We start from the raw sequence: 20,628 nt of genomic DNA on the forward strand, positions 1-20,628 counted from the left end.
ATCGAAGGTACGAGGTCTCAGCTGATGTTCAGAAATGAAGTTGTGACCATCACAGCGGTACAAAAGCCCAGTTGATATGTCACGGTGCGATAACGACACGTGGGTAATTCTCGGGTGACGTTGGTCGACGCGGGTTGCTCGTGTATTGACCCGATGATCGTCGTGCGGGCACTCTATGTAAGTGGTCGCTAATGGAGTACGGGTGCTGAGCGCACTCGCCGACGACACCCGGCGCGCGGTTTTCGAGTCCCTGCCGCAGGGGTCGAAGTCGGTCGGGGAGATCGCCGCCGCGCTGGGAGTCACCAGTTCGGCTATCTCTCAGCATCTGAAGGTGTTGCGGGAGGCGCGGCTGGTGATGATGCGGCCCGCCGGAAATCGACGCCTCTACTCGCTGGATCCGCGCGGTCTGGCCGACGCGCGCGACTATCTCGAGCAGTTCTGGCCCAGCGCCCTGGCCGCCTACTCGGCCGCCGTGTCGACCGCGCGCGAGGATCGGTCGGGGATCGGCTAGTCGGTGGGCTTCGATACCGTGTCGGGCGTGGGTACGTCCGTCGCAGTCGAGAATCAGCGCCGGGCCGGGGTGCCCGCATGGTCGGTGCCATTGATCTTCATCGTGGGCGGGGTGTCGCAATACCTCGGTGCGGCAATGGGTGTGTACCTGTTCGGCACGGTCGAGCCCGCGACGGTCGCATGGCTGCGGGCCGCGGCGGCGGGGGTCGCGCTGGTGGTGTGGCGGCGGCCCTGGCGCGGAAGCTGGACGCGGCGTTCGGTTTTGGTGGCCACCGGGTTCGGCGTGGTCACCCTGGGCATGAATATCGTCTTCTACGAGGCGATTGCGCGGATTCCGCTCGGTACGGCGGTGGCGATCGAATTCCTCGGCCCGGTCGCGGTCGCCACCCTGGGTTCGCGACGTGCCCGCGACTTCGTGGCCGTGGCGCTGGTGGTGGGCGGGGTCTATCTGCTCGCCGGTGTCTCCGCCGATGCCGAACCGCTCGGCGTCGGCTTCGCCCTGCTGGCCGCGGCGATGTGGGCGGGCTACATCCTGGTCGGCAAGCGGGTCGCCGACGCGGGTTCGGGCCTGGACGCGCTCGCGGTGGGCATGGCCGCGGCCGCCGCCCTGCTGGCCCCGATCCTGGTGACCAGCCAAATGGCCCTGGACGCAAGCGCTTTCGCCGATCCGCGCACCTGGCTGCTGGGCGTCGGGGTCGGCGTGCTGTCGAGCGCGGTGCCCTACGGCCTGGATCAGGTGGTGCTGCGCACGGTCGGGCGCGCCCGCTTCGCCCTGCTGCTGGCGCTGCTCCCGGCGACCGCGGCCGTCATCGGCGCGATCGCCCTGGCCCAGAGCCCGTCGGTGGCGGAACTGTGCGGCATCGCCCTGGTGATGGCCGCGGTGATCCTCAGCGCGATCAGTACTCGTTCTTGATGACGAAGTAGGACCCGCGAATCGTCCCCGCCAGCTTGGACTTCTGCCGCGCGAACTTGAACGCCGACAACTCCGCGGGCACCTCCATCCCATCGGAGAGCTTGAACCCGACCGCGCGTTTGCCCGCGTCGTCGAGGGTGTACATCACATTGATCGACAGCCCGCTCTGGTAGAAGACGTAGGCCATCCGGATCCCCTCGACCTGAAACTCCGTCGCCTCCAAGGGCGGCGAGGCAATCACGATGCCGCGTTCCTCCTTCAAGATCCGGCTCACCCAGTCCACGGTCTTCTTCGCCTTGCTCGCGGGCTCGACGGTGAACACATGGTCGTACTTGTTCTTGAAGTAGCGCGCCTCATTGGCTCGCAACCCCGCCAGCGCCTCGGCGACCGGCGAGGATTCCAGCCCGACGGTCGAAACGTTCGTGAAGTCCACGGCATAGGTCATGAACGAATTATGTTTCGCCCCGGCAACCACCGAGCGCTGACACGCGCAACCCTCAGTTCGGCGGCAGGCCCAGACCGGCGGCGAGCACCGGCCACGATTTGGCGAGGGCGTCGTTCCAGTAACCCCACGAATGGGTGCCGGTGGGTTCGAAGTCGACGGTGGCGGGGATGCCGAGGGTGGCGAGCTTGGCCGCGAACAGGTGGGTGCACAGGTTGGTGGCGGCCTCGATCGCGCCACCGACCACCACCTGATTCGCCAGGCCGTCGAGGCCTTGCAGGCTGAAGGGGTCGCCGAGGGTGTCGTGGGGTCCGGGCAGGCCCGAGCCCGTGGAGAGGTAGAGGTTCACACCGCGCAGCCGGTCCGCGTGCAGGACGGGGTCGTTGGCGGCCCAGTCCGGGTCGCCCTCGGGGCCGTACATGTTGTCGGCGTCGCCGCCGACATAGGCGACGGCGGTACTGACGAAGGTGTGCCCGAGCGGGTCGCTGATCTGCGCGCAGCCGGAGTAGGAGGCGACGCTGCGGTAGAGGTCGGGGCGCGCCTCGGCCAGTTGCAGGACCGAGGTGGCCGAGGAGGACAGCGCGGCGATCGCGTTGGTGCCGTTGGTGTTCAGCGCGGCGTCGATGATCGGCGGGAGTTCCTCGGTAAGGAAGGTGCGCCATTTGTTCACGCCCAGTACGGGATCCGGATTGCGCCAGTCGGTGTAGTAGGAGCCGCGCCCGCCGAGCACCTCGACGACAGTGGCGTCCTTGCCGGACAGGAATTGCAGCGCGGTGGAGCTGACGTCCCAGGCCGCCGAATCCTCGCCGCCGCCATCGCCATTGAGCAGATACAGCACCGGGCGCGGCGCGGAATCGTCGGCGGGGTGCTGGATGAGCACGGGGACGTCACGGTCCATGGCCGCGGAGTGGATGCTCCACACGGTCGCGCCGGGCGGGGCCGGTGAGTCCGCGGGCGCGGCGGCCGTGGTGGAGACCAGCCGCGAACCGTCCGGGGCGACCGCCTCGGCGTGGGAGGTGGCCGCCAGGGCGGCGGAGAGGGCGCAGACGGTCGCCGAGAGGGTGAACAGTGTGGTCGAGCGTCGCATGAGTGCGGGCATGTGCGTCTCGATTCTTTGCTGCCGCGCGAAATATCGCGGTGGGAGGGAAGGCGATATCGCCAAGAAAATGATCGGTAGCCGCGGGAGCGTGCGTTTTGTCTCGGCGAACAGAAATGCGGCGCGGACTGCACCGCGGACACAACGGCGCTCGGAAACGCAGTCGTCACCATTTCCGCAATGGCATATCCGGATGAACGCACCGGGATGCCGAACTTCGAGAAGAGAGGATTCGAATGGTTTCGACTCCGACAACAGGTTTCCCGCGCCTGCGCCCGGTGCGTGCCGCGCTGGCGGCCACGGTGGCGGTCCCGGTGCTGCTCACGGCCGCCCAAGTCGGTCTGGCGGGGCCCGCGCTGGCGTTGGGCAGTGCCGCGGTGGGCAGCGCTGCCGCCGGTAGCGCCGCCGGTGGCAGCTCGGCCAGCGGTAGCGCCTCGGGCAGTGCCGCGCTGGGGCTGAACGCGGAGACGTTGGCGAGCATGGTTCCCGGGATTGTCCAATCGCTGATCGTCAATGGGATCGCCGGGATGACGAATGCCGGGAGTTCGGCGGGCTCGAGCCTGCTCGGCGTCGGGTCGAGCTACCTACTGCCCGGCAACAATTCGTCCAATCAGGGCGGAAACACCCAGGGCGGCACCAATGCTCAGGGCAATTCCGCGAACTCCCAGCCCAACGCGCAGAACGGCGGCAACGCGCTGCCACCCAACACCTGCATGGACAAGGACGGGCTGTACGTGAACTGTCAGTCCCTCGGACACTGATCCACCACGCGGAAAAAGCTGCGGGGGTGTGGAATTCGATTCCACACCCCCGCAGCACGCGAGCGGTCAGTTGACCGGGATCGCCGCACCGATCCCCGCGCCGATACCGCCGCCCACGGCCGCCCCGGCCGCCCCACCCGCCAGCGCGCCCACCGCGAAACCGGGCACCAGCGCCCAGCCGACGAAGGGGATCGGCAGCGCGACGAACGCGCCCGCCAGGCCACCGGCCGCCGCGCCGACCGCGCCGCCGACCGCCGCACCGATCCCCGCCCCCAGCAGCCCGTTGTTCTGCCGCAGCTGCGCCGGATCGGAGACGCTCTGGACCGCGTCCACGTCGTGGATGCCGAACCCCGGCGCGGAGTCGACCGTGTCGGCGGCTGGGGTCGCCGTGTCGGCGAGGCCGTCCGTTGGCGAGATAGCTTGCGCCTGACCGTCGGTCGGTGGCAGCGGGGCCGGTGGCAATACCTGCACCGGTGCCTGTTCCTCGGCGGGCGGGGCCACGGGAGCCGGTGGCAGCGGGATGGCCGGTGCGAAGGAGTCGAGATTCGCCGTGGCCGCGACATTCACGGGCGATCGAGGAGTCGGCGCAGCAGCTTCCGCATCGGTGACGCCGACGGTCAGTGCCGTTGCGGCGGTGGCCAGCAGGGCGAGGGCGAAATGACGTTTCATGGGAATCGGGCTTTCTGTGCGGCGATCCAGGGGATCGAGAGAGAGGGGTGGCCCGACGGATGGACCGGGCCATGCCTAGGCCAAGTTTGGCGATCACCCGCATTGGATCGGCAGTGAGTTCCAACAAACTCGAACCGGGAAAACGGTGTGGGAAAACAAATTTCGACAATTCGGAAATGGAATTCTCCAGGCAGGCATCGAGCCCGAACCGGGATACCGGTTCGGGCTCGAGATGGCCGTTGTCAGCGCAGCATTCGAGACAGCGCGGATCCGATGGTCGCCATACCGGCTGCGGTCGGATGCAGGGGTGCGGCGGGGAGGTCGTCGGGTGTGGGGAGGAATCCTTCGAAGTCGCGGTCGCCCGGGGCGGCGCAGATGTCGTGTCCGACGGTGGCGGCTTCCGCGTCGAAGAAGTCGATGCCGTGTGCGGTCGCGACTTCGTGTGCCGCCGAATTCAGTTCGGCCCCTTTGGCGCGAATGTAGTCGGCGGCGTCGGGTACGAGCGGCTGGGTCGGGAAACATCCGCCCGGACGCAGGTAGGTGCCGTATCCGACGAGCACGATGCGGGCGTGCGGGGCGGCGTCGCGCAGCCGATCGATCAGGTGCGCGTAGGCGGGCCGGAGTTGGTCGATGCGCTGCGAGATCGTGTCGACGCCGTCGTGGACGAACGCGTCGCGGCAGGATCCAGCGCCGCTGAGCGACATGCCCGCGCACCGGGCCCCGAGTTGGACCATGCCGATGTCGTTGCCGCCGATGGTGATGGTGATCAGATCGGTGTCGGCCGAGACCGCGTCGATCTGGGGCGGGCGCACCGAGACGAGCACCGTTTGCCCGTGGTCGACCAGGTCCGGTATCTCCGCCCCGGAACAGGTCGCGTCGGTGAGATCAGCGCCCAGCGCTCCGGCCAGAACGGCCGGATAGTTGTGCGTCGATTTGAAGCAGTCCCAGGGCGTTCCGGCGTCCGGGATCAATGGTCCTGCGGCCGCGGAATCGCCCAGGGCCACATATTTCAGGGGAACGTCGGCCCGTGCGGTGGGATACCCCGAGCCGGTCAACACCATCAGTGTCAGCAGCCCGGCCAGCGCGGAGGCCCGCCTCGACGGTCCGGGCTCGAATTGCTCACCCATGGGCCGATCTTCGACCACCGCAGCCTCGGGCGGGTTATGGCGCACCACGAAAATATCGCGATATTCGATGACCGCGCACAAAGCTCGGCGATCCGCCGATATCAATTGCTACATGATCGCTACTATTCCCTTTCGATGGCTGACACCACCCGATCCACCGTGGACAACGGCCTTGCGACGCGGCAGGGCTGGCCGAAACTCGCCGATCGGTTGGCGCAGCACACCAACGACTTCGTCAACGAGGTCATCGATCAGCTACAGAATCAGCTCGAGATCTATCGGCTGATGCCCGGGGAACTGCTCTCCGACGACGTGAAGCGCACGACGATCCGCAGCTTCCACCTCCTGCTCGCCACCCTGCGCTCCGGCTCGCCGCCGCCCGAGTACGAATTCGAGGTGCTGCAGGAATCGGCGCGGCGCCGTGCCGATGAACGGGTTCCGCTGGCGGATCTGCTCAGCGCGTATCACATCGGTGTCCAGGTGATCTGGTGGCGGATCCACGAACTCGCCGAGGCGACAGGTGATCAGGCGGAGCTGGTGGGCATCGCGGTCGCGGTGCACCGCTATTTGCGCGCCGCGACCATGGCCGTGCTGCGCGGCTACGGCGCCGACGAATCGCCGATCCCGGCGGCCGATCACGATCGGCGGCTGCTGTTCCAATCCCTGGCTTCGGGCTCGGATCCGGTCGGGACCGCTCAACGTCTGGGATTGCCGCTCGCGGAACTGTATTGGGTGATCGCGATCCAGGTGAACCAGCCGCCGCTGAACAAGGCGCACGCGACCACCGCCGCCATCGCCGCCCGGCGCACCATTCGCGGGCTGGAATTCGAGCTCGACCGGATCGGGCACGGTGAGACGCTGCGGCTGGTCAGTGAAACCGACGGCTCGGCGCTGCTGCCGATCGACGCCTCCTCCGCGGCGGCCCGCGCGGTGCCCATGGAGGAGCGGTTCGCGCAGTTGGAGAACCAGCTCACCGCCGTGCAGCGCGCCATTGGGGCCCCGATCGTGTTCGCCGTGGATGTGGCACGGCCCCAGGATGTTCCGATCGCCCTGGTGGAGGTGCGCGATCTGCTGCGCGTTGGTCGGTATACGCGCCGTGAATCCGGGGTGCTGCGATTCCGCGATCTGGCCGTCGAATATCAGCTGAGCAGGCCGAGCCGGGTCACCCACATTCAACGGCAGCTGCTGGCGCCGCTGGCCGCCGATCCGGTGCTGCGCGAGACGATTCAGACATACGTCTGGCATCAGTGCAGTGCCACGGCCACCGCGACCGCGCTGCACGTGCACCCGAACACCGTCACCTATCGGCTGCGCAAGATCGCCGAACTGATCGGGCGCGATCTGAGCCGCCCGCGCGATCTCATGCAGGTTTTCGCCGCGATCATCGCCACCGAATACGCGCCCGACGATATCGATATCGAGCGCGAAATCCATTTCGACTGAGTCTCTTTGTGGCTCACCACAATGATTCGCTGAATCGTTGCCGCATCTCATAGCGGTGACGTGCCCGGTCGCGCCGCACCATTTCCTGCACGTGCCGGAAATCGATGCCGAGGCGGTCATCGACCAGACGAAAGGTCACGCGGTCACATGAAGCGAATCATGCGCACCACAGCAATAGCGGTATCCCTGGCGGCGGCACCCCTGGTGCTGCTGTCGCCGACCGCGGCGGCGGACAATCCCGCCGGAGGCGGTGCCTCACCGTTCCCGTTCATCCTGCCGGGTCTGATCCCGAACACCGGCAGCGCGGGCAGTACCGGGAGCGGAAGCCCGGGCGCGAAACCCGGGGGCGGCCTGCCGGTCGGCCCGGGACCGGTCCTACCCGGCCCACGCGGCACCGGCACCGGGCCGAACGTGCCTGGCAATGGCGGAGGCTTGCCGGGGGCGGGTGCCAATTCCGGCGGTCAGCCGGGCGGCGGCGAAAACGGCGGCGGCCAACCGGGTTCGGGTGGCAACGGTGGTGGCCAACCGGGCGCGGGCGGTACCGGCAGCGCGGATGGGCAGGGCCTGGGTGGTCTGCTCAACGGAATTCCGGGTCTGGGCGGTCTGCTAAGTGGTATTCCGGGTCTGGGCGGCGGCCAGCAACCTCCCGGTGCGTCCGGAAACGGTCAGGCACCCGGCGGCAGCGGATCTGCCAACGGTGGTGCTCCAGGGCAGGGTGGTCAGCAGCCGCCTGCCGGGACCGGAAACGGTCAGGCACCTGGCGGCGGCGGTCCTGGCAACGGTGGTGCTCCAGGGCAAGGTGGCGGTGCTCCCGGACAGGGGGGTGGCGCTTCCGGACAGGGTGGTCAGCAGCCCCCTGGCGCTCCCGGTGGCGGGCAGACGACCGGCAATGGCGGCCCGGGGGCGGGCGGCGGTCAAGGCAAACCGGACCAGCCCCGGCCGCCCGCGAAACCCGCTGCGCCGCAACAGAAGCGGGGTGACGGGAATCCCCATCCCGGTCAGATGTGCCAACCCCATATTCTGGGCCTCCCGTACGGGACACCCGAACAGGCCTGGGTGCCGAGCCCGCTCGGTGGGGGCATATGGGTGCCCAACGACTACTGCAACGGCATTCTCGGCTTCTGATCCGTCCTCGCCAACACTCCAGCGGTGGTGAGACCGTCCGCTGAAACCGTCCACAGGCACCGGTGCGAGCCGGGCCGTTACCCGAGAAGCCCTGGCCGATATCGGCCAGGGCTTTTCCTTGCCTTGTGTGGCCACACAAGGTGAGGCGATTTTCTCGAGCCAATCCATAACCGGCATTTGGCAAATTGGGGGCAATCTCTACGCCAGCCGGGAGCGATGGCGTCGAGAAGGGTCATGTGATGAGGGTCGGGCGGCGGGTGCGCAGCTATGGCGAGGCCAGCACGGTGTACATGGCGGCCGTGGTCGCCGGGCTGGCCATCATGGCGCCGGTCGATCTCGAGGAGGCGATGCGCGCGCCGACGCCGCATTTGGATGTGCTCGCCAATGATGCCGTGCACGCCGCGGCCGGGGGTGTGCTGATCGCGGCGGTGGTGGCGGTGGTATTGACCGTGCACGGGTCGGTGCGGGTGGCGTGGGCGGTCGCCGGGTGCGGTGCGGTGGTGCTGTTGGTCGATCATCTGATCGCCGGATCCGGGCTCACCACACTGGAATTGGTCTCGTTGATGTACGCCGACGCGGGTGGGGGCGGTCTGCTGCTGGGTGGGCTCGCGCGGGTGGCGCTGGGTCGCCGTAGGTCCGCCACGGCCCTGACGATCGGGGCCCTCACGGCCGCGGTGGTCGGCAATCACACCCGGTTGGCCGAGCGCGCGGCCGAGCGCGCGCAGCCTGCCGAGCGCTGGCAGTGGCATCTGATCGATTCCCCGCCGCGGCCCCTGGTGGTGCTCGCGGTGATCCTGGTGCTCGGTGCCGCAATCGCGAACCGGCGCACGCGATCTCGGCTGTGGTTCCGGGCCTTTCCGTTCGCTCCGGTGTGTGGAGGCCTGCTCGCCCTCGCCAGCGCCCTGCTGGCCTGGGAATGGCTCGCCGCGGGCGAACCGCGACTGCCACGTCTGGTCGAGGCGGGTGCGGTGCTGCTGGCGGGTGCGCTCACGGCGGCTTTCTCGGTGCCGGGGCTGGATGGGGCAATCGTGCTGCTGTCCAGTGTGTTCACCCTGGTGTGGGGCGAATTGGCGCCCGTGCGGCTGCCGATCGCCGATCTGGCCGTGCTGCCGGTGGTGATCGCCGTGGCCTATTTCGCTGGATCGCGTTGGCGCTCACCGCTGCTGGGCTGGACGGCGCTGGCGGTGATTGCCCTCGGTGCGGCCTGCGCGGGGCATTCGCATCACGCCGCTATCGTGGTCGGCGTACCGGCCCTCGGTAGCGCGATGGGATATGCCTGGGCCGCAACGACTCCCGCCAGAGCGGTGAGTCGATCGATCGCCTTGCCGCTGCTGTTCACCCCCTCGCTGGTCCTCGCGATCCGTCGGCCCCGTGGCACGGCCGACCTGGTCGACAAACCGGCGTGGACCGCCGCGACCCTTGTCCTCGCCTGCGGGTTGGGTTTCGGCGTCCTCGCGGTGCTGCGGCGACGGTCCGGGTGAGAATGGTGCCGACCCTGGGATCCGGAGGAGACGGCTATGGCGATTCGGCGGATGGACAATGTGCTCATTGTCGTGGAGGACATGGACGCGGTGATCGCGTTCTTCGTGGAGTTGGGGATGGTGTTGGAGGGGCGGGGGCAGGTCGAGGGGGAGTGGGTGGAGCGGGTGATCGATGTGCAGGGGGTGCGGCAGGAAGTGGCGATGCTGCGGATTCCCGACGCGCCCGGGGCGATCGAGTTGGCGAAGTTCTACACGCCCGAGGTGGTGCGGCCGGAACCCAAGCAGGCTCCGGCCAATACGCTGGGAATCCGGCGGATCATGTTCGCGGTGGACGATATCGACGATGTCGTGGCCCGGTTGCAGGGGCTTGGGGCCGAGTTGGTGGGGACGATCGAGCCGTATGAGCAGATGTTCCGACTCTGCTATGTGCGTGGCCCGGAGGGCATTATCGTCGGGTTGGCGCAGGAGATCGGCGGGTGATCGCGCACCGCAGGTAAGGATCACCGCGCGAAGCGAAGCAGGGTGATCGACGGCCGCAGGGCGCGCCCGATCGGGGTGTTCGCCGCCCATCGCAGCGCGGGTGAGGCCCATCGTCCCCGTCCGAGCGGCGGTTGGAGGTCTTGGGCGGCAACGACTCCCGGGATTCGGTCGGGCAGTCGCCGGGCCTGGCGCGGTGACTGACTGGTCGGCATCGGCGGAGCGGTGTACCGCTCGCTGAGCCGCACCCGCCCCTTGAGCGTCATGGCGCTGAACAGACGTGGAATGGAGTCGTAGACGAGGACACCGCCGGGGAAGTGCGCTGCCAGATCGGCGATCAGCGCATGAACGTCCTCGGTCGGCAGATACATGAACAGCCCTTCGGCGGTGATCACCGCGGGCCCGGCAGGCACCTTCTCGAACCACTCGCGATCCAGCGCCGAGTACGCCAGCCGTGTGATCCCCGGCGCGGCGGGCAGCAGCCGCTCCTGCGCGTCGATCATCTCCGGCAAATCGATGGAGTACCAAGCATTTTCGGGTTCGCCGAGGCGCCAATAGGTGGTCTGCAACCCCTCGCCGAGCGCGACCACCGGCGCACCGGGATGGCTGGCGAGGAACTCCGCGATCACCGTGTCGATTACCCGGGCGCGCAGCGCATGCACCTGGCTGGGTGGCCCGAACCGCTCGAAATCCTCGCCACGCAGGCGGCGATAGAGCTGGACCGCCTCGGCATCGGCGAACCCGGAATCGGCCCGCATGGCCTCCTCGGCCCGATTGCGCAATGTCCACAACGCCGTCTCCGGCACCCCGGAGAGCTCGGCGTGCAGGGGAGATTCTCTGTCCGTCATGCACACACTATCGCCGCCACCGGACCCCGGTGTCTTGGACAAATGTTCCGCCGGATCGGGTGGGCTCAGCCGACGCGGCGATAGGACTGTTGGGCGCGGCGGTCGAGGTTGGTGCCCGGCCAGGGGCGTTTGCGCAGTTGTTTGTCCACGGCGTTGATCACTTCGGGCACACCGATTTTCAGTAGCCCGGGATCGATGCCGGGGGCGTCGGGATTGCCGGTCTGTCCCGCCCACAGGACGGCGTGGCGGCCGAGCAGGTGCGGGGGTGGGCCGGAACGGCTGGGCGGGTTGGGGCCGAACAGCAGCACGGTGCGGGTGCCGAAAGCCGTTGCCAGGTGGGCGACTCCGGTGTCGCCGCAGATGACGAGGGCGGCTTCGGCGACGGTGGCGGCCAATTCGATGAGGTTCTGCTGACCCGCGAGGACCCGCGCCGGTGAGAGTCCCGCGCGGGCGGCGACGCCGAGCGCGATCTCGCGTTCGGGTTCGTCACCGGTCAGCACCACCTCGCGGCCCTGGACCAGCAGGTGACGCACGACGGCGGCGAACCGGTCGGGCGGCCAGCGGCGGGCGGCGGCACCCGCCCCGATGTGCACGACCACGGCGTCGCGGTGGCTGGTGGTGGCCACCGGCGGCACCAGGCCCAGGTTGCGGCGATCGGCGGCGATGCCGTCGAATTCGAGCAGATGGCACCAGCGGTCCACATCGTGCATGTCGGGCTGCCACTCCGGGCCGGGCAGGTCCGGGAAGGCGGGGTTGCGGTAGGTGAGGATGCGGGCGGGGTGAGTGCGGGCCAACTCGACGATGCCTTCGGTACCGGGCTGCAGGTTGACCGCGAGCGCGGGAGCGTCACCGTCCCAGCGCAGCCCGATGGGGTCGCTGACGGGCACCATCTCATCGACCGAGGCGATGAGGTCGACGATCGGTTTCAGCCGGTGCGGCGCGGCGAGCGCGATGTGGTCGTCGGGCCGGGCCCGTCGCAGCGCACGCAACGCGGGCACAGCGGTGAGGAGATCACCGAGCCCACGTGCTCGCAGCACCAGTACAACCGCCACCTTGTTTCTCCTAGCCTGGCCACGCTGCCCACGACGCGAGACTCTCCACCGGACACCGCGGAGAGCCATTGGGAATGGACTACCCGGCCGGTCGTGAGGTGAAACCCGGGGGTCCGTGCGCGCGACGCGAATTCGGGTTTGTACTACCGGCTGTCGTTGCACGGGCGTGATCGATTACCGTGTGCCTCATGACCTTCGTCTACAACCTCGTGGTGACGGCTCATCTGCTCGGTATGGCGGCGGTGGTCGGCGGGTATGTCGCCTCCCAGCCGCGGGTCTCGGAACTGATGGTGTGGGGTGCGCGCGCCCAGATCGTGACCGGTGTCGTGCTGCTGGGGATGGCCGAGTCGATCCATTCGCTGGGCAAGGACCCGAACATGGCGAAGATGATCGTGAAACTCGTGGTGGCCGTGTTGGTCGCGGCGTTCGCCGAGATGGGTCGCGCGGATGCCAAGCGCGGCAAGGAAGTCGCGTGGATGTGCCACGCCGCGGGTGGGCTGGCGATCCTGAACGTGTTGATCGCGGCGCTGTGGAAGTGAGCGGGACGCCTAGCGCGACAACGACATAACGGACTGACGGCGATGCCGCACCGGGTAACCGGTGCGGCATCGCGGTGTTTCAGCCGTGTTGGGCGTATTCGGAGGGCAGTTCGCGCAGGGTGTGGCGGGCCAGGCTCTTGGCGATCGCGGCGGCGGCCACGGCATGTCCGGCCATGCTCAGGTGGATGAGGTCGGCCGAGAGCCAGTCGGGCCGCAGTCGGGCGGGGTGGTCCCAGAATTCGGTGAGGATGGCATCGTGGCGGTGCGCGACGCGGCGCACGGCCTCGGCGAATCCGGCGAACAGGGGCCGCAGCGGTTGCATGCGGCCGGTGAAGCAGTCGGCCAGGGTGAACAGCGACAGCCGGGCGCCGGTGGTGGCGACGCGTGTGCACAGGTCGTCGAGGTCGGCCTCGACGTCGTCGAGGTTGGCGCCGCGCAGGAACAGGTCGTTGCCGCCGCAGGTGATGTGCACCAAATCGGGTCGGAACGCCTTGAGCACCGGCAGTTGTTGGGTGCGCACGTCGGCCAGGACCGCGCCCATCTTTCCGGTGTTGAGGTAGGCGGTGTCGGGGTGGGCGGCGCGCAGCCAGCGGGCCAATCGGTCTGCCCACGGGATGGTTTCGTAGCCGGGCCACGGGTCGCCGGTGCCTTCGGCGGTGGAATCGCCGATCACGGCCAGCCGTCGCCAGGGCACGTCGCGCAGCATGGCGGCCGCGGCGGCGTCGGAGAGGGTGAACGGGTCGGTGGTTTCGATGCGGTCGCTCATGCGGTGGTCTCCTTCACGGGCAGGGCGGCGAGCACGGCCGCGACGACGGCGATGCCGCCGCACACGGCGAACAGGGTGTGGAAGGCGGTCAGCGGCGCGGTCTTCTCGGCGGCGAAGACCGCGGCCAGCACGGCCACGCCCAGCGCGCCGCCGGATTGGCGAGCGGTCAGATTCATGCCGACCCCGGCCGCGAACCGTTGCGGCGGAAGCGATCTGGCGGCGGTGGTGCCGAGCACGGTGATGAGCAGCCCGATGCCGCCACCGCCGAGGATTCCGGCGGGCACCCAGGCCTTCCACAGCGCGGGCGTGGCATCCCAGACGTCGGTGCTCATGTAGAAGGCGGACGCGGCGAACATCAGGGCCCCGAGCACGCCGAGCCAGCGCTGCCAGGCCGCGGGTGCGCGCCGGGCCAGGACGGCGGTGACCATGGAGGCGATCGCGCCGACGGTCATGGCGGCCGCGGATTGCAGCACCGAGTAGTGCCACATGCCGTCGAGCCACAGCGGTCCGGCCAGCAGCCAGGCGAACATGGTCGCGCCGAAGACGAAGGCGACGGCATTGACCAGCGCGTAGGAGTGGCTGCGCCACAACCCGACCGCGATGGCCGGACGCGGATGCGCGCGCGAGCGCCACAGCGCCAGCGCGAGGAGTACGAGCCCGCCGAGCCCGCAGCCGAGGGTGCGCGGGTCGGTCCAATCCCATTGCTGGCCTTGGGTGACCGCCGCGACAACCAGGCCGATCCCGAGCCCGGTGGCGAGGGTGCCCAGCAGGTCGGGCAACCCGTGCGAATGACGCCGATCCCCGCGCGCCAGCCGCAGCCCGGCCAGGATGAGCAGCGCCGCGATCGGCACATTGATGACAAACACCGAACGCCAACCGAACCAATCGACCAGCGCCCCACCGACCGCGGGACCGACGGTGGCGGCGAATCCGCCCGCGGCGGTCCACGCGGCCATGGCGACCCCGAGGCGTTCGGGCGCGGTCACGCTCAGCACCAGACCGAGCCCGGCCGGAATGAGAAAGGCCGCGGTCGCGCCCTGCAGGAACCGGCCCGCGATGAGCCAGTCCGCACCCGGCGCGAGCGCGCACAGCAGCGAGGTGAGCGCGAATCCGCCCAGCGCGGTGAGGAATACGCGCCCACGCCCGAGCGCGTCGGCCAGTTGACCGGCCGGGGTGAGCAATGCCGCGAAGGCCACCGCGTACCCGCTCACCACCCAGGTGAGGGTGGTCGCGGCGGTGCCGGGGTAGTCGCGGGTGATGGCCGGGAAGGCGATATTGACCACGGACAGGTCGAGGAAGGACATGAACGCCGCGCCGGAAGCGACCAGCAGTGCCAGTCGCGCACTACCCGCGGTGGTGTCGGCAACGGTCGACCCGGGTGGCGCATTTCGGTGCGCGGCCGCGGTGGTGCTCGGTGTTGTGGTGGCGGAATGGCTTGCGGCGGAATCTGATTCGTGGATCTCGGGGCGATGGTCGTCGGTGGGTGGGGTGGGGTCTGGAGGTGCGGGGGGATGAGTGATGTCGGTCATCGGTGGCTCTCTACGGAACGGGGGAGCTATCTGTACGCACGATCGTTCGTATTGTTGAAAAGTATGCACGATCGTGCGTATTTGCAATAGGTGGTGCCAAGATGGAGGGGTGAACGAACCGATGCGGCCTGCCGAGCAGGAGATTTCCGATCAACGCCTCTTGAAGGGCGCCCGTGCGCGGGCGACGATCGCCCGGCATGCGGCCGAGGTTGCCTCGGTCGAGGGGCTCACGGGGTTGAGTCTGGGGCGCCTCGCGGGGGATCTGGGGGTCAGCAAGTCCGGGGTGGCGACCCTGTTCGGCACCAAGGAGAAGTTGCAGCTGGCCGCGGTGCAGTCGGCGCGAGAGATGTTCATCGACATCGTGATTCGCCCCGCCTACGCCCATGAGGGCGGCATGCCGCGGCTGCGCGCGATCGTGGAGAACTGGTTCGCCTATATCGGGGAGCCGATGCTGCCGGGCGGTTGCTTCCGCGGTCAGAGCGTGCCCGAGTTCGACAGCCGCCCCGGCCCGGTGCGCGACGCGCTGGTCGCCGATCGTGACGAGTGGTTCGCGGTGCTGGAGAAGGAGATCGCCCGCGCTCAGGAGCAGGGCTACATGTCGGGGCTCGACCCGCACACGGTGGCGTTCCAGCTGGACGCGATCGTCAGCGCCGCCAATACCGCGGCCCGCATGGGTGATGAGAGCGCCCTGGACTTGGCGCGCACGATCGTCGACGGGCTGCTCGGCGACTCCCGGTGACCGCGCGCCGACCGGCCGAACCCGGTGATTGTTTCACGCACTGCAAGTGTGCATCGAGTGCGTGAATGCAGTTGCGTCGCAGTTGGTTTCACGTGGCACAAGCCACACGCGGGTCCTAGGCCGAGCGTGGCGCGTACATGATCAACGCGACCCCGAGCAGGCACACCAGCGCGCCGGTCACATCCCAGCGATCAGGCCGGAATCCGTCGAATGCCATGCCCCACAACAATGATCCGGCCACGAACACCCCGCCGTAGGCGGCGAGGATGCGTCCGAAGTGCGCGTCGGGTTGCAGGGTGGCCACGAACCCGTAGAGCCCGAGCGCGACGACACCGGCCCCCATCCACCCCCAGCCGCGGTGTTCGCGGACCCCTTGCCAGATCAGCCAGGCCCCGCCGATCTCGGCGACGGCGGCCAACCCGAACAGCACGATCGATCGCAGCACGGTCATGCCGGTTACCTTAGAGCTAGTCCTCGCGTCCCGGTCGGACCGCCCCGCACGCGCTCGCCGCGCGCGGGTGTGCGGTCCGACCGTCGCCGATCATCGTTGCGCCGCAGCGTATTCGAACAACTGCTGACCGAGGTAGCCGCCCGGTCCGGGCACCCCGGGCGGGATGGCGAAGACCGCCGACCCGATCGGGGTCGTCCACTGGTTGAGCGCGTCGAACTCGGCCAGCCGCTGCTGCACGGGCAGATACTGGGCGTCGATATCGCGGTGGAACGAGGCGAACAGCAGCCCGGAGTTGGAGACATGCCCGGGTGCGGGCGCGTCGTCGTAGTTGTAGCCGCGGCGCAGGAACCGTTCCCCGTCGTGGGCGTGGTGGGCACGCGCGATGTGCGAGGACGGCGGGATCTTGGGAATCCCGTACTGGTCGACGGCCGCGAAATCGGGTTCGTCGAATTCGCGGGTGCCCGACAGCGGTGCGCCGGTGTCGACGGTGCGTCCGATGGTGATGGCGCGCCCGTCGGCGTCGAGTTCGTCCCAGGTTTCGAGGACCATGGCGATGCGCCGCAACACCATCGAGGTGCCCCCGGCCAGCCACGGCCGCCCCGCGCCGTCGTCCCACACCAGCCGATCGAAATCCGGTGTGTCCGGGGCGATGTTGACGGTGCCGTCGACCGAGCCCATGAGGTTGCGCATGGTCTGGCCCTTGGCCGCGTTGCGGAATCCGCGCTGCACCCATCGCACCGAGACCAGCGATTTCACGTGCTTGGACAGCACGCGCACGGCGTGGGAGACGGTGGTGGCCTCCTCGGCGCAGATCTGCAACAGCAGATCCCCACCGCACCAGGCGGCATCGAGTTTGTCGATGCTGAACGGCGGCAACGGTTTGAGCCAGTGCGGGCGCTGATCGGTCAGCCCGGCCGCGGTGAACAGCTCGGGCCCGAACCCGACGGTGACGGTCAGGCGCGCGGGGCGCGCGGCCAGCTCGGGTTCGGTGTCGGCGAGCGCGGGTTTGCCCTGGGTGAGGCGGGCGGCGTCATCGGTCCAGATCTCGAGCAGACCGATGATGTCGTCATGTCCCACACCGGATTTCAGGTCGAACCCGACGAACGCGGCGTGCCCGGGCGGCTCGGTCGCGATACCGGCCTGATGGGTGCCGTAGAACGCGACCGTGTCCAGGCCCGGGTCACGGTCGTGGTCGCGGTGGCCGAGACTGGCTGCGCCCCAGCCGAGTCCGGCGGCCCCGGCCGCGCCCACCGCGACGGCCGAGCCGCCGAGCAGTCGCCGCCGCGACAGGCGGGGCCGGGGTAGGGCGGGCTCAGCCACCGTGGGCGGCGTTGTCGCCGGAGGGCTGGTAGTTCTCCTTACCGCCCGCGAAGTCACGCACCTGCGCGGTGACCGTGGTGGTCGAACCGTCGGAGAAGGTGAGCGTGATGGGGGTGTCCGCGCCGGTGCGCAGCGGAGCCTTCAGTCCCATGAACATCAAATGGTCGCCGCCGGGCTTGAGGGTGGCGCTGCCGTGGGCGGGGATGACGATGCCACCGGCCTTGGGGCGCATGGTCTTCTCGCCCGCGCCATCGGGCACGACCTCGTGGATTTCCACGGTCGCCGAGGCGGGGCTGGTGGCGGCCACCAGGTTGATCGGCTTGTCGGAGGCGTTGGACAGGGTGCCGAACGCGGCGGACATGCCCGAATCGGCGGCCTTGATCCACTGGTCGGAGAAGTGCACCGAGTCCGCGGCCTTGGCCGAGGCGTCGGAGGCGGTCTGGGAGTTCGAGCAGGCCACCGGCAGCAGGGCGAGGGTGGTGAGGGCGGCGGCCGCGCCGAGGCGACGCGCGAATCCGCCGGTGCGCAGGCGGAAGGAATGGCACAGGGGCATCTGGGACATGGGAGGTCTCCATCAGTCAGGTACGAGGGAAGCGCCCCGGGACGCGGCGAAACCCGTTGTGCGCGGGCACAATCAACCCAGCGCGGTCGACCGGGTCGAACGGGAGATCGCGGTATTACACCGGAGCGAGAAGTGAGAAGGACGCGGCGGCCACCGGTGGGCCGCGGCGTCGCATCCCCGGGCTGACCAGCAGACGTCGTACTTCGGCCCGATCATCGCCCGCTCGCCCGCGTCTGGTGCGCGCGGGTGGTTGCGGTGTCGACCCGATCGCGAGAATGAACCGCCGCACACTGGTGATGGCGCGGCGCATGCCCGCCTCGGCGGCGCGAATCACGAGCGCGCCCACCGGAATCGCCACCAGGTGGGCGATGAGCATCGACGGCGAGGACGCGTGATGGTGGTGGCCCGGCGACATCGACAGCGCCGCATGCCCGACCGCCTGCCCCGCACCCAGCAGGGCCATGGTTCCGGTGAGTCCGTAGCGCGGCCGCAGCGCGGCGACCACGACACCGATCAGCGTGCACGCGGCGAACAGCAGGGCGAGTGCCGCGGTGTCGGGTGCGGTCGCGCCGCCGCCGAGTCCGTGGGCGAGGATCGCGACCGCGCCGGAGGATGCGCCGACGGCCGCGCCACGCAGGCGCGCGGTGTGATCCGTCGGTGAGCGCACCCGGACATGCTACGACGCCGTGTCGTGGGTGCCGTGTCCAGGTGGTATGACCGGCGTCTCCACGAGATCTTCACAATCGGCGCGAACCATCTCCATGCCGGTTGCCTAATGTCACCTGCATGGAAACCAGTCCGCTGCGCAATGGCCAGGCGAGTGCCCCGGGCACGGCCCGCCGGATTCTGGTGGTGGAGGACGAGCCGACCATCGCCGAATCCATCGCCGCCCGGCTGCGCGCCGAGGGGTACGCGGTCGATATCGCCCATGACGGGCCCGCCGCGGTGGCCGCCGAGGCCGCCGGGGATCCGGACCTGGTGGTTCTGGACGTGATGCTGCCCGGCTTCGACGGCCTCGAGGTGTGCCGACGCATCCAGGCGCGGCGCCCGGTGCCGGTGCTCATGCTCACCGCCCGCACCGACGAGACCGACATGCTCATCGGCCTGGGCGTCGGCGCGGACGACTACCTCACGAAGCCGTTCTCCATGCGGGTACTCACCGCCCGCGTGCACGCCCTGCTGCGCCGGGTCGAACGCACCGCCGCCCCCGGGGCCACCATCATCGTCGGCGACCTACGCATCGACACCGACCAACGCCGAGTCTGGCGCGGCGAGGACGAAACCCAGCTCACCCCACTGGAATTCGAGCTCCTCGTGCATCTGGCGCGCCGCCCGCGCACCGTGCTGGCCCGCGACCGACTACTCAGCGAGGTGTGGGGCTGGGCCGACGCCTCGGGCACCCGCGCCGTCGACAGCCACATCAAGGCCCTGCGCCGCAAACTCGGCGCGGACCTGATCCGCACCGTCCACGGCGTCGGCTACGCCCTGGAGGCCCGATGAGCGTGTGGCAGAAGGCGGCCGGGTGGATGCCGCGGCCATTGGATCGGGTGCCGTCGATCAAGGTGAAGCTGGCGATTCTGATGGTCGGGTCCGGGGCGGTGGCGTTCGGGTTCTTCGCCATGCAGATCGGGTGGCTGCCACCCAAGACGACGATCGCGGCCACGATGCTGGCGTTGGTGCTGTCGCAGGTGCTCGCGCATGGGATGACGCTGCCACTGCGGGAGATGACCGCGGCCGCGCAACGCATGGCGCAGGGGGATTATTCGCGGCGGGTGCGGGCGACCTCGCGCGATGAGGTGGGGCAGTTGGCGCAGGCGTTCAATCAGATGGCCGCGGACCTGGCTGCCGCCGATCAGCAGCGGCGCGAGTTCATCGCCAATGTGTCGCACGAATTGCGCACGCCCATCACCGCTTTGGGGGCGGTGCTCGAGAACCTCGTGGACGGGGTCGCCGAACCGGATCCGGCCACGCTGCGCACCGCGCTCGCCCAGACCGAGCGGTTGAGCCTGCTGGTGTCGGAGCTGCTGGCCCTGTCGAGCGTGGAGGCCGGTGCGGTAGCCCTGGATCGAGAAGCCCTGCCGGTGGAGCCGCTGTTGAAAGAGGTGGTCGCCGAGGCCGAAGTGATGGCCGCCGCGATCGACCGCCCGGTGCGCTTCACCATCGCCGTGGCCACCCCCGAGCTGACCGTGTACGCCGACCGGGCCCGCCTGCATCAGGTGCTGCTCAATCTCCTCGACAACGCCACCCGCCACGGCCCCTCCCACGGTGAGGTGCGCCTGCACGCGCGCGCCGACCGCACCCACACCGTCCTCGAGGTGGCCGACGACGGGCCCGGCATCCCGATCCCCGAGCGCGCCCGCGTCTTCGAACGCTTCACCCGCGGCGGTCGCGCCACCGGCGGCGGCACCGGCCTGGGTCTGGCCATTGCCCGCTGGATCATCGACCTGCACGGCGGCACCATCGCCGTCGCCGACCCGGGCTCACGCATCCGCGTCACCCTGCCCAACCCCTGACACCACCTCACCGACCCTCCCGCAGCGCCCCGCGCTCCCGGGACGGTCCCGCACACCCATCGGAGGCTCCGCCATGCCCGAAAATCCTGACACCACACCAGATCCCGAATCCGCAGCGCCCGATCGCCAACCCGCCGCGGCCGATCCGACCACCGCCGCGAATCAGCTCGGCTCCCCAGCTGCTCCGGGGAGACCGGGCTCGAACCCGCCCCCGTCCGGTACCCGCCGACCTGCGAATCATCCTGTGCCCCAGCCTATTCCGCCG

At 69.3% G+C, this 20,628-nt stretch carries 23 protein-coding genes; 11 read left to right on the forward strand and 12 right to left on the reverse strand.

All coding sequences use genetic code 11. The features are described from left to right. The first annotated feature begins 181 nt into the window (after positions 1-181). Positions 182-511 carry an ArsR/SmtB family transcription factor gene (locus VMT40_RS22095; RefSeq protein WP_326360495.1) on the forward strand — a complete coding sequence of 110 codons (330 nt, stop codon included), beginning with the start codon at positions 182-184 and terminating at the stop codon, positions 509-511. 27 nt (positions 512-538) lie between these two features. After that, positions 539-1,423, forward strand: a complete 885-nt coding sequence (locus VMT40_RS22100; protein WP_326360496.1) for an EamA family transporter — start codon at positions 539-541, stop codon at positions 1,421-1,423. On the opposite strand, the gene VMT40_RS22105 is transcribed toward VMT40_RS22100, so the two are convergent. Together VMT40_RS22105 and VMT40_RS22110 are read right to left on the reverse strand one after the other, a co-directional pair. Next, a complete protein-coding gene (locus VMT40_RS22105) occupies positions 1,407-1,868 on the reverse strand; it encodes a phage tail protein (protein ID WP_326360497.1) in 462 nt (153 codons plus the stop codon). The genes VMT40_RS22100 and VMT40_RS22105 overlap by 17 nt on opposite strands. Before the next feature lie 52 nt (positions 1,869-1,920). Beyond that, entirely contained in the window at positions 1,921-2,964 is a 1,044-nt protein-coding gene (locus VMT40_RS22110) for an alpha/beta hydrolase (protein ID WP_326360498.1), read from the reverse strand. A gap of 233 nt (positions 2,965-3,197) precedes the next feature. Here VMT40_RS22110 and VMT40_RS22115 point away from each other — a divergent pair, with 233 nt between their 5' ends. Further along, a complete protein-coding gene (locus VMT40_RS22115; protein ID WP_326360500.1) occupies positions 3,198-3,722 on the forward strand; it encodes a hypothetical protein in 525 nt (174 codons plus the stop codon). A 66-nt stretch (positions 3,723-3,788) separates the two neighbouring features. Here VMT40_RS22115 and VMT40_RS22120 read toward each other — a convergent pair whose 3' ends face one another. Next, positions 3,789-4,391 (reverse strand): hypothetical protein, encoded by a 603-nt coding sequence (locus VMT40_RS22120; RefSeq protein WP_326360501.1) that lies wholly within the window; start codon positions 4,389-4,391, stop codon positions 3,789-3,791. A 242-nt stretch (positions 4,392-4,633) separates the two neighbouring features. Continuing rightward, the gene (locus VMT40_RS22125; protein WP_326360502.1) at positions 4,634-5,518 is read right to left on the reverse strand and encodes an SGNH/GDSL hydrolase family protein; all 885 of its coding nucleotides are present in this window, start codon (positions 5,516-5,518) and stop codon (positions 4,634-4,636) included. Positions 5,519-5,653: 135 nt separating this feature from the next. Between VMT40_RS22125 and VMT40_RS22130 the strand changes: the two genes are divergently transcribed. From VMT40_RS22130 to VMT40_RS22145, 4 genes are all read left to right on the forward strand, one after another. Next, positions 5,654-6,961, forward strand: coding sequence for a PucR family transcriptional regulator (locus tag VMT40_RS22130; protein WP_326360503.1), 1,308 nt, complete (start codon positions 5,654-5,656; stop codon positions 6,959-6,961). A 159-nt stretch (positions 6,962-7,120) separates the two neighbouring features. Continuing rightward, the gene (locus VMT40_RS22135) at positions 7,121-8,086 is read left to right on the forward strand and encodes a hypothetical protein (RefSeq protein WP_326360504.1); all 966 of its coding nucleotides are present in this window, start codon (positions 7,121-7,123) and stop codon (positions 8,084-8,086) included. 239 nt (positions 8,087-8,325) lie between these two features. After that, positions 8,326-9,567 (forward strand): hypothetical protein, encoded by a 1,242-nt coding sequence (locus VMT40_RS22140; protein WP_326360506.1) that lies wholly within the window; start codon positions 8,326-8,328, stop codon positions 9,565-9,567. Positions 9,568-9,603: 36 nt separating this feature from the next. After that, complete coding sequence (locus VMT40_RS22145; RefSeq protein ID WP_326360507.1) at positions 9,604-10,047, forward strand: VOC family protein; 444 nt, start codon at positions 9,604-9,606, stop codon at positions 10,045-10,047. Positions 10,048-10,067: 20 nt separating this feature from the next. On the opposite strand, the gene VMT40_RS22150 is transcribed toward VMT40_RS22145, so the two are convergent. Continuing rightward, positions 10,068-10,892, reverse strand: coding sequence for a class I SAM-dependent methyltransferase (locus VMT40_RS22150; RefSeq protein WP_326360508.1), 825 nt, complete (start codon positions 10,890-10,892; stop codon positions 10,068-10,070). A gap of 65 nt (positions 10,893-10,957) precedes the next feature. Continuing rightward, positions 10,958-11,944, reverse strand: coding sequence for a glycosyltransferase family 9 protein (locus VMT40_RS22155; RefSeq protein ID WP_326360509.1), 987 nt, complete (start codon positions 11,942-11,944; stop codon positions 10,958-10,960). Positions 11,945-12,132: 188 nt separating this feature from the next. On the opposite strand from VMT40_RS22155, the gene VMT40_RS22160 reads away from it, so the two are divergent. Continuing rightward, complete coding sequence (locus VMT40_RS22160; RefSeq protein ID WP_326360510.1) at positions 12,133-12,483, forward strand: hypothetical protein; 351 nt, start codon at positions 12,133-12,135, stop codon at positions 12,481-12,483. Positions 12,484-12,562: 79 nt separating this feature from the next. Here VMT40_RS22160 and VMT40_RS22165 read toward each other — a convergent pair whose 3' ends face one another. Continuing rightward, positions 12,563-13,249 carry an SGNH/GDSL hydrolase family protein gene (locus tag VMT40_RS22165; RefSeq protein ID WP_326360511.1) on the reverse strand — a complete coding sequence of 229 codons (687 nt, stop codon included), beginning with the start codon at positions 13,247-13,249 and terminating at the stop codon, positions 12,563-12,565. Then, on the reverse strand, positions 13,246-14,778 hold the full coding sequence (locus tag VMT40_RS22170; protein WP_326360512.1) for an MFS transporter: 1,533 nt from the start codon (positions 14,776-14,778) through the stop codon (positions 13,246-13,248). The genes VMT40_RS22165 and VMT40_RS22170 overlap by 4 nt, the downstream gene beginning before the upstream one ends. A gap of 121 nt (positions 14,779-14,899) precedes the next feature. Here VMT40_RS22170 and VMT40_RS22175 point away from each other — a divergent pair, with 121 nt between their 5' ends. Next, on the forward strand, positions 14,900-15,517 hold the full coding sequence (locus VMT40_RS22175) for a TetR/AcrR family transcriptional regulator (protein ID WP_326361723.1): 618 nt from the start codon (positions 14,900-14,902) through the stop codon (positions 15,515-15,517). A 115-nt stretch (positions 15,518-15,632) separates the two neighbouring features. Here VMT40_RS22175 and VMT40_RS22180 read toward each other — a convergent pair whose 3' ends face one another. The 4 genes from VMT40_RS22180 to VMT40_RS22195 all read right to left on the reverse strand — a co-directional run bounded on the left by VMT40_RS22180 (position 15,633) and on the right by VMT40_RS22195 (position 18,517). Then, entirely contained in the window at positions 15,633-15,968 is a 336-nt protein-coding gene (locus VMT40_RS22180) for a YnfA family protein (protein ID WP_326360514.1), read from the reverse strand. A 90-nt stretch (positions 15,969-16,058) separates the two neighbouring features. Continuing rightward, entirely contained in the window at positions 16,059-17,288 is a 1,230-nt protein-coding gene (locus tag VMT40_RS22185) for a Dyp-type peroxidase (protein WP_326360515.1), read from the reverse strand. Further along, positions 17,281-17,841, reverse strand: a complete 561-nt coding sequence (locus VMT40_RS22190; RefSeq protein ID WP_326361724.1) for a copper chaperone PCu(A)C — start codon at positions 17,839-17,841, stop codon at positions 17,281-17,283. The genes VMT40_RS22185 and VMT40_RS22190 overlap by 8 nt, the downstream gene beginning before the upstream one ends. 124 nt (positions 17,842-17,965) lie before the next feature. Next, positions 17,966-18,517 (reverse strand): hypothetical protein, encoded by a 552-nt coding sequence (locus VMT40_RS22195; RefSeq protein ID WP_326360517.1) that lies wholly within the window; start codon positions 18,515-18,517, stop codon positions 17,966-17,968. A 119-nt stretch (positions 18,518-18,636) separates the two neighbouring features. Between VMT40_RS22195 and VMT40_RS22200 the strand changes: the two genes are divergently transcribed. Together VMT40_RS22200 and VMT40_RS22205 are read left to right on the forward strand one after the other, a co-directional pair. Further along, positions 18,637-19,350, forward strand: coding sequence for a response regulator transcription factor (locus tag VMT40_RS22200; RefSeq protein WP_326360518.1), 714 nt, complete (start codon positions 18,637-18,639; stop codon positions 19,348-19,350). Then, positions 19,347-20,363, forward strand: coding sequence for a HAMP domain-containing sensor histidine kinase (locus tag VMT40_RS22205; protein ID WP_326360519.1), 1,017 nt, complete (start codon positions 19,347-19,349; stop codon positions 20,361-20,363). The genes VMT40_RS22200 and VMT40_RS22205 overlap by 4 nt, the downstream gene beginning before the upstream one ends. The last annotated feature ends 265 nt before the right edge of the window (positions 20,364-20,628 follow it).

It is taken from the genome of Nocardia sp. CDC160 (assembly GCF_035818795.1).
Classification (GTDB): domain Bacteria; phylum Actinomycetota; class Actinomycetes; order Mycobacteriales; family Mycobacteriaceae; genus Nocardia.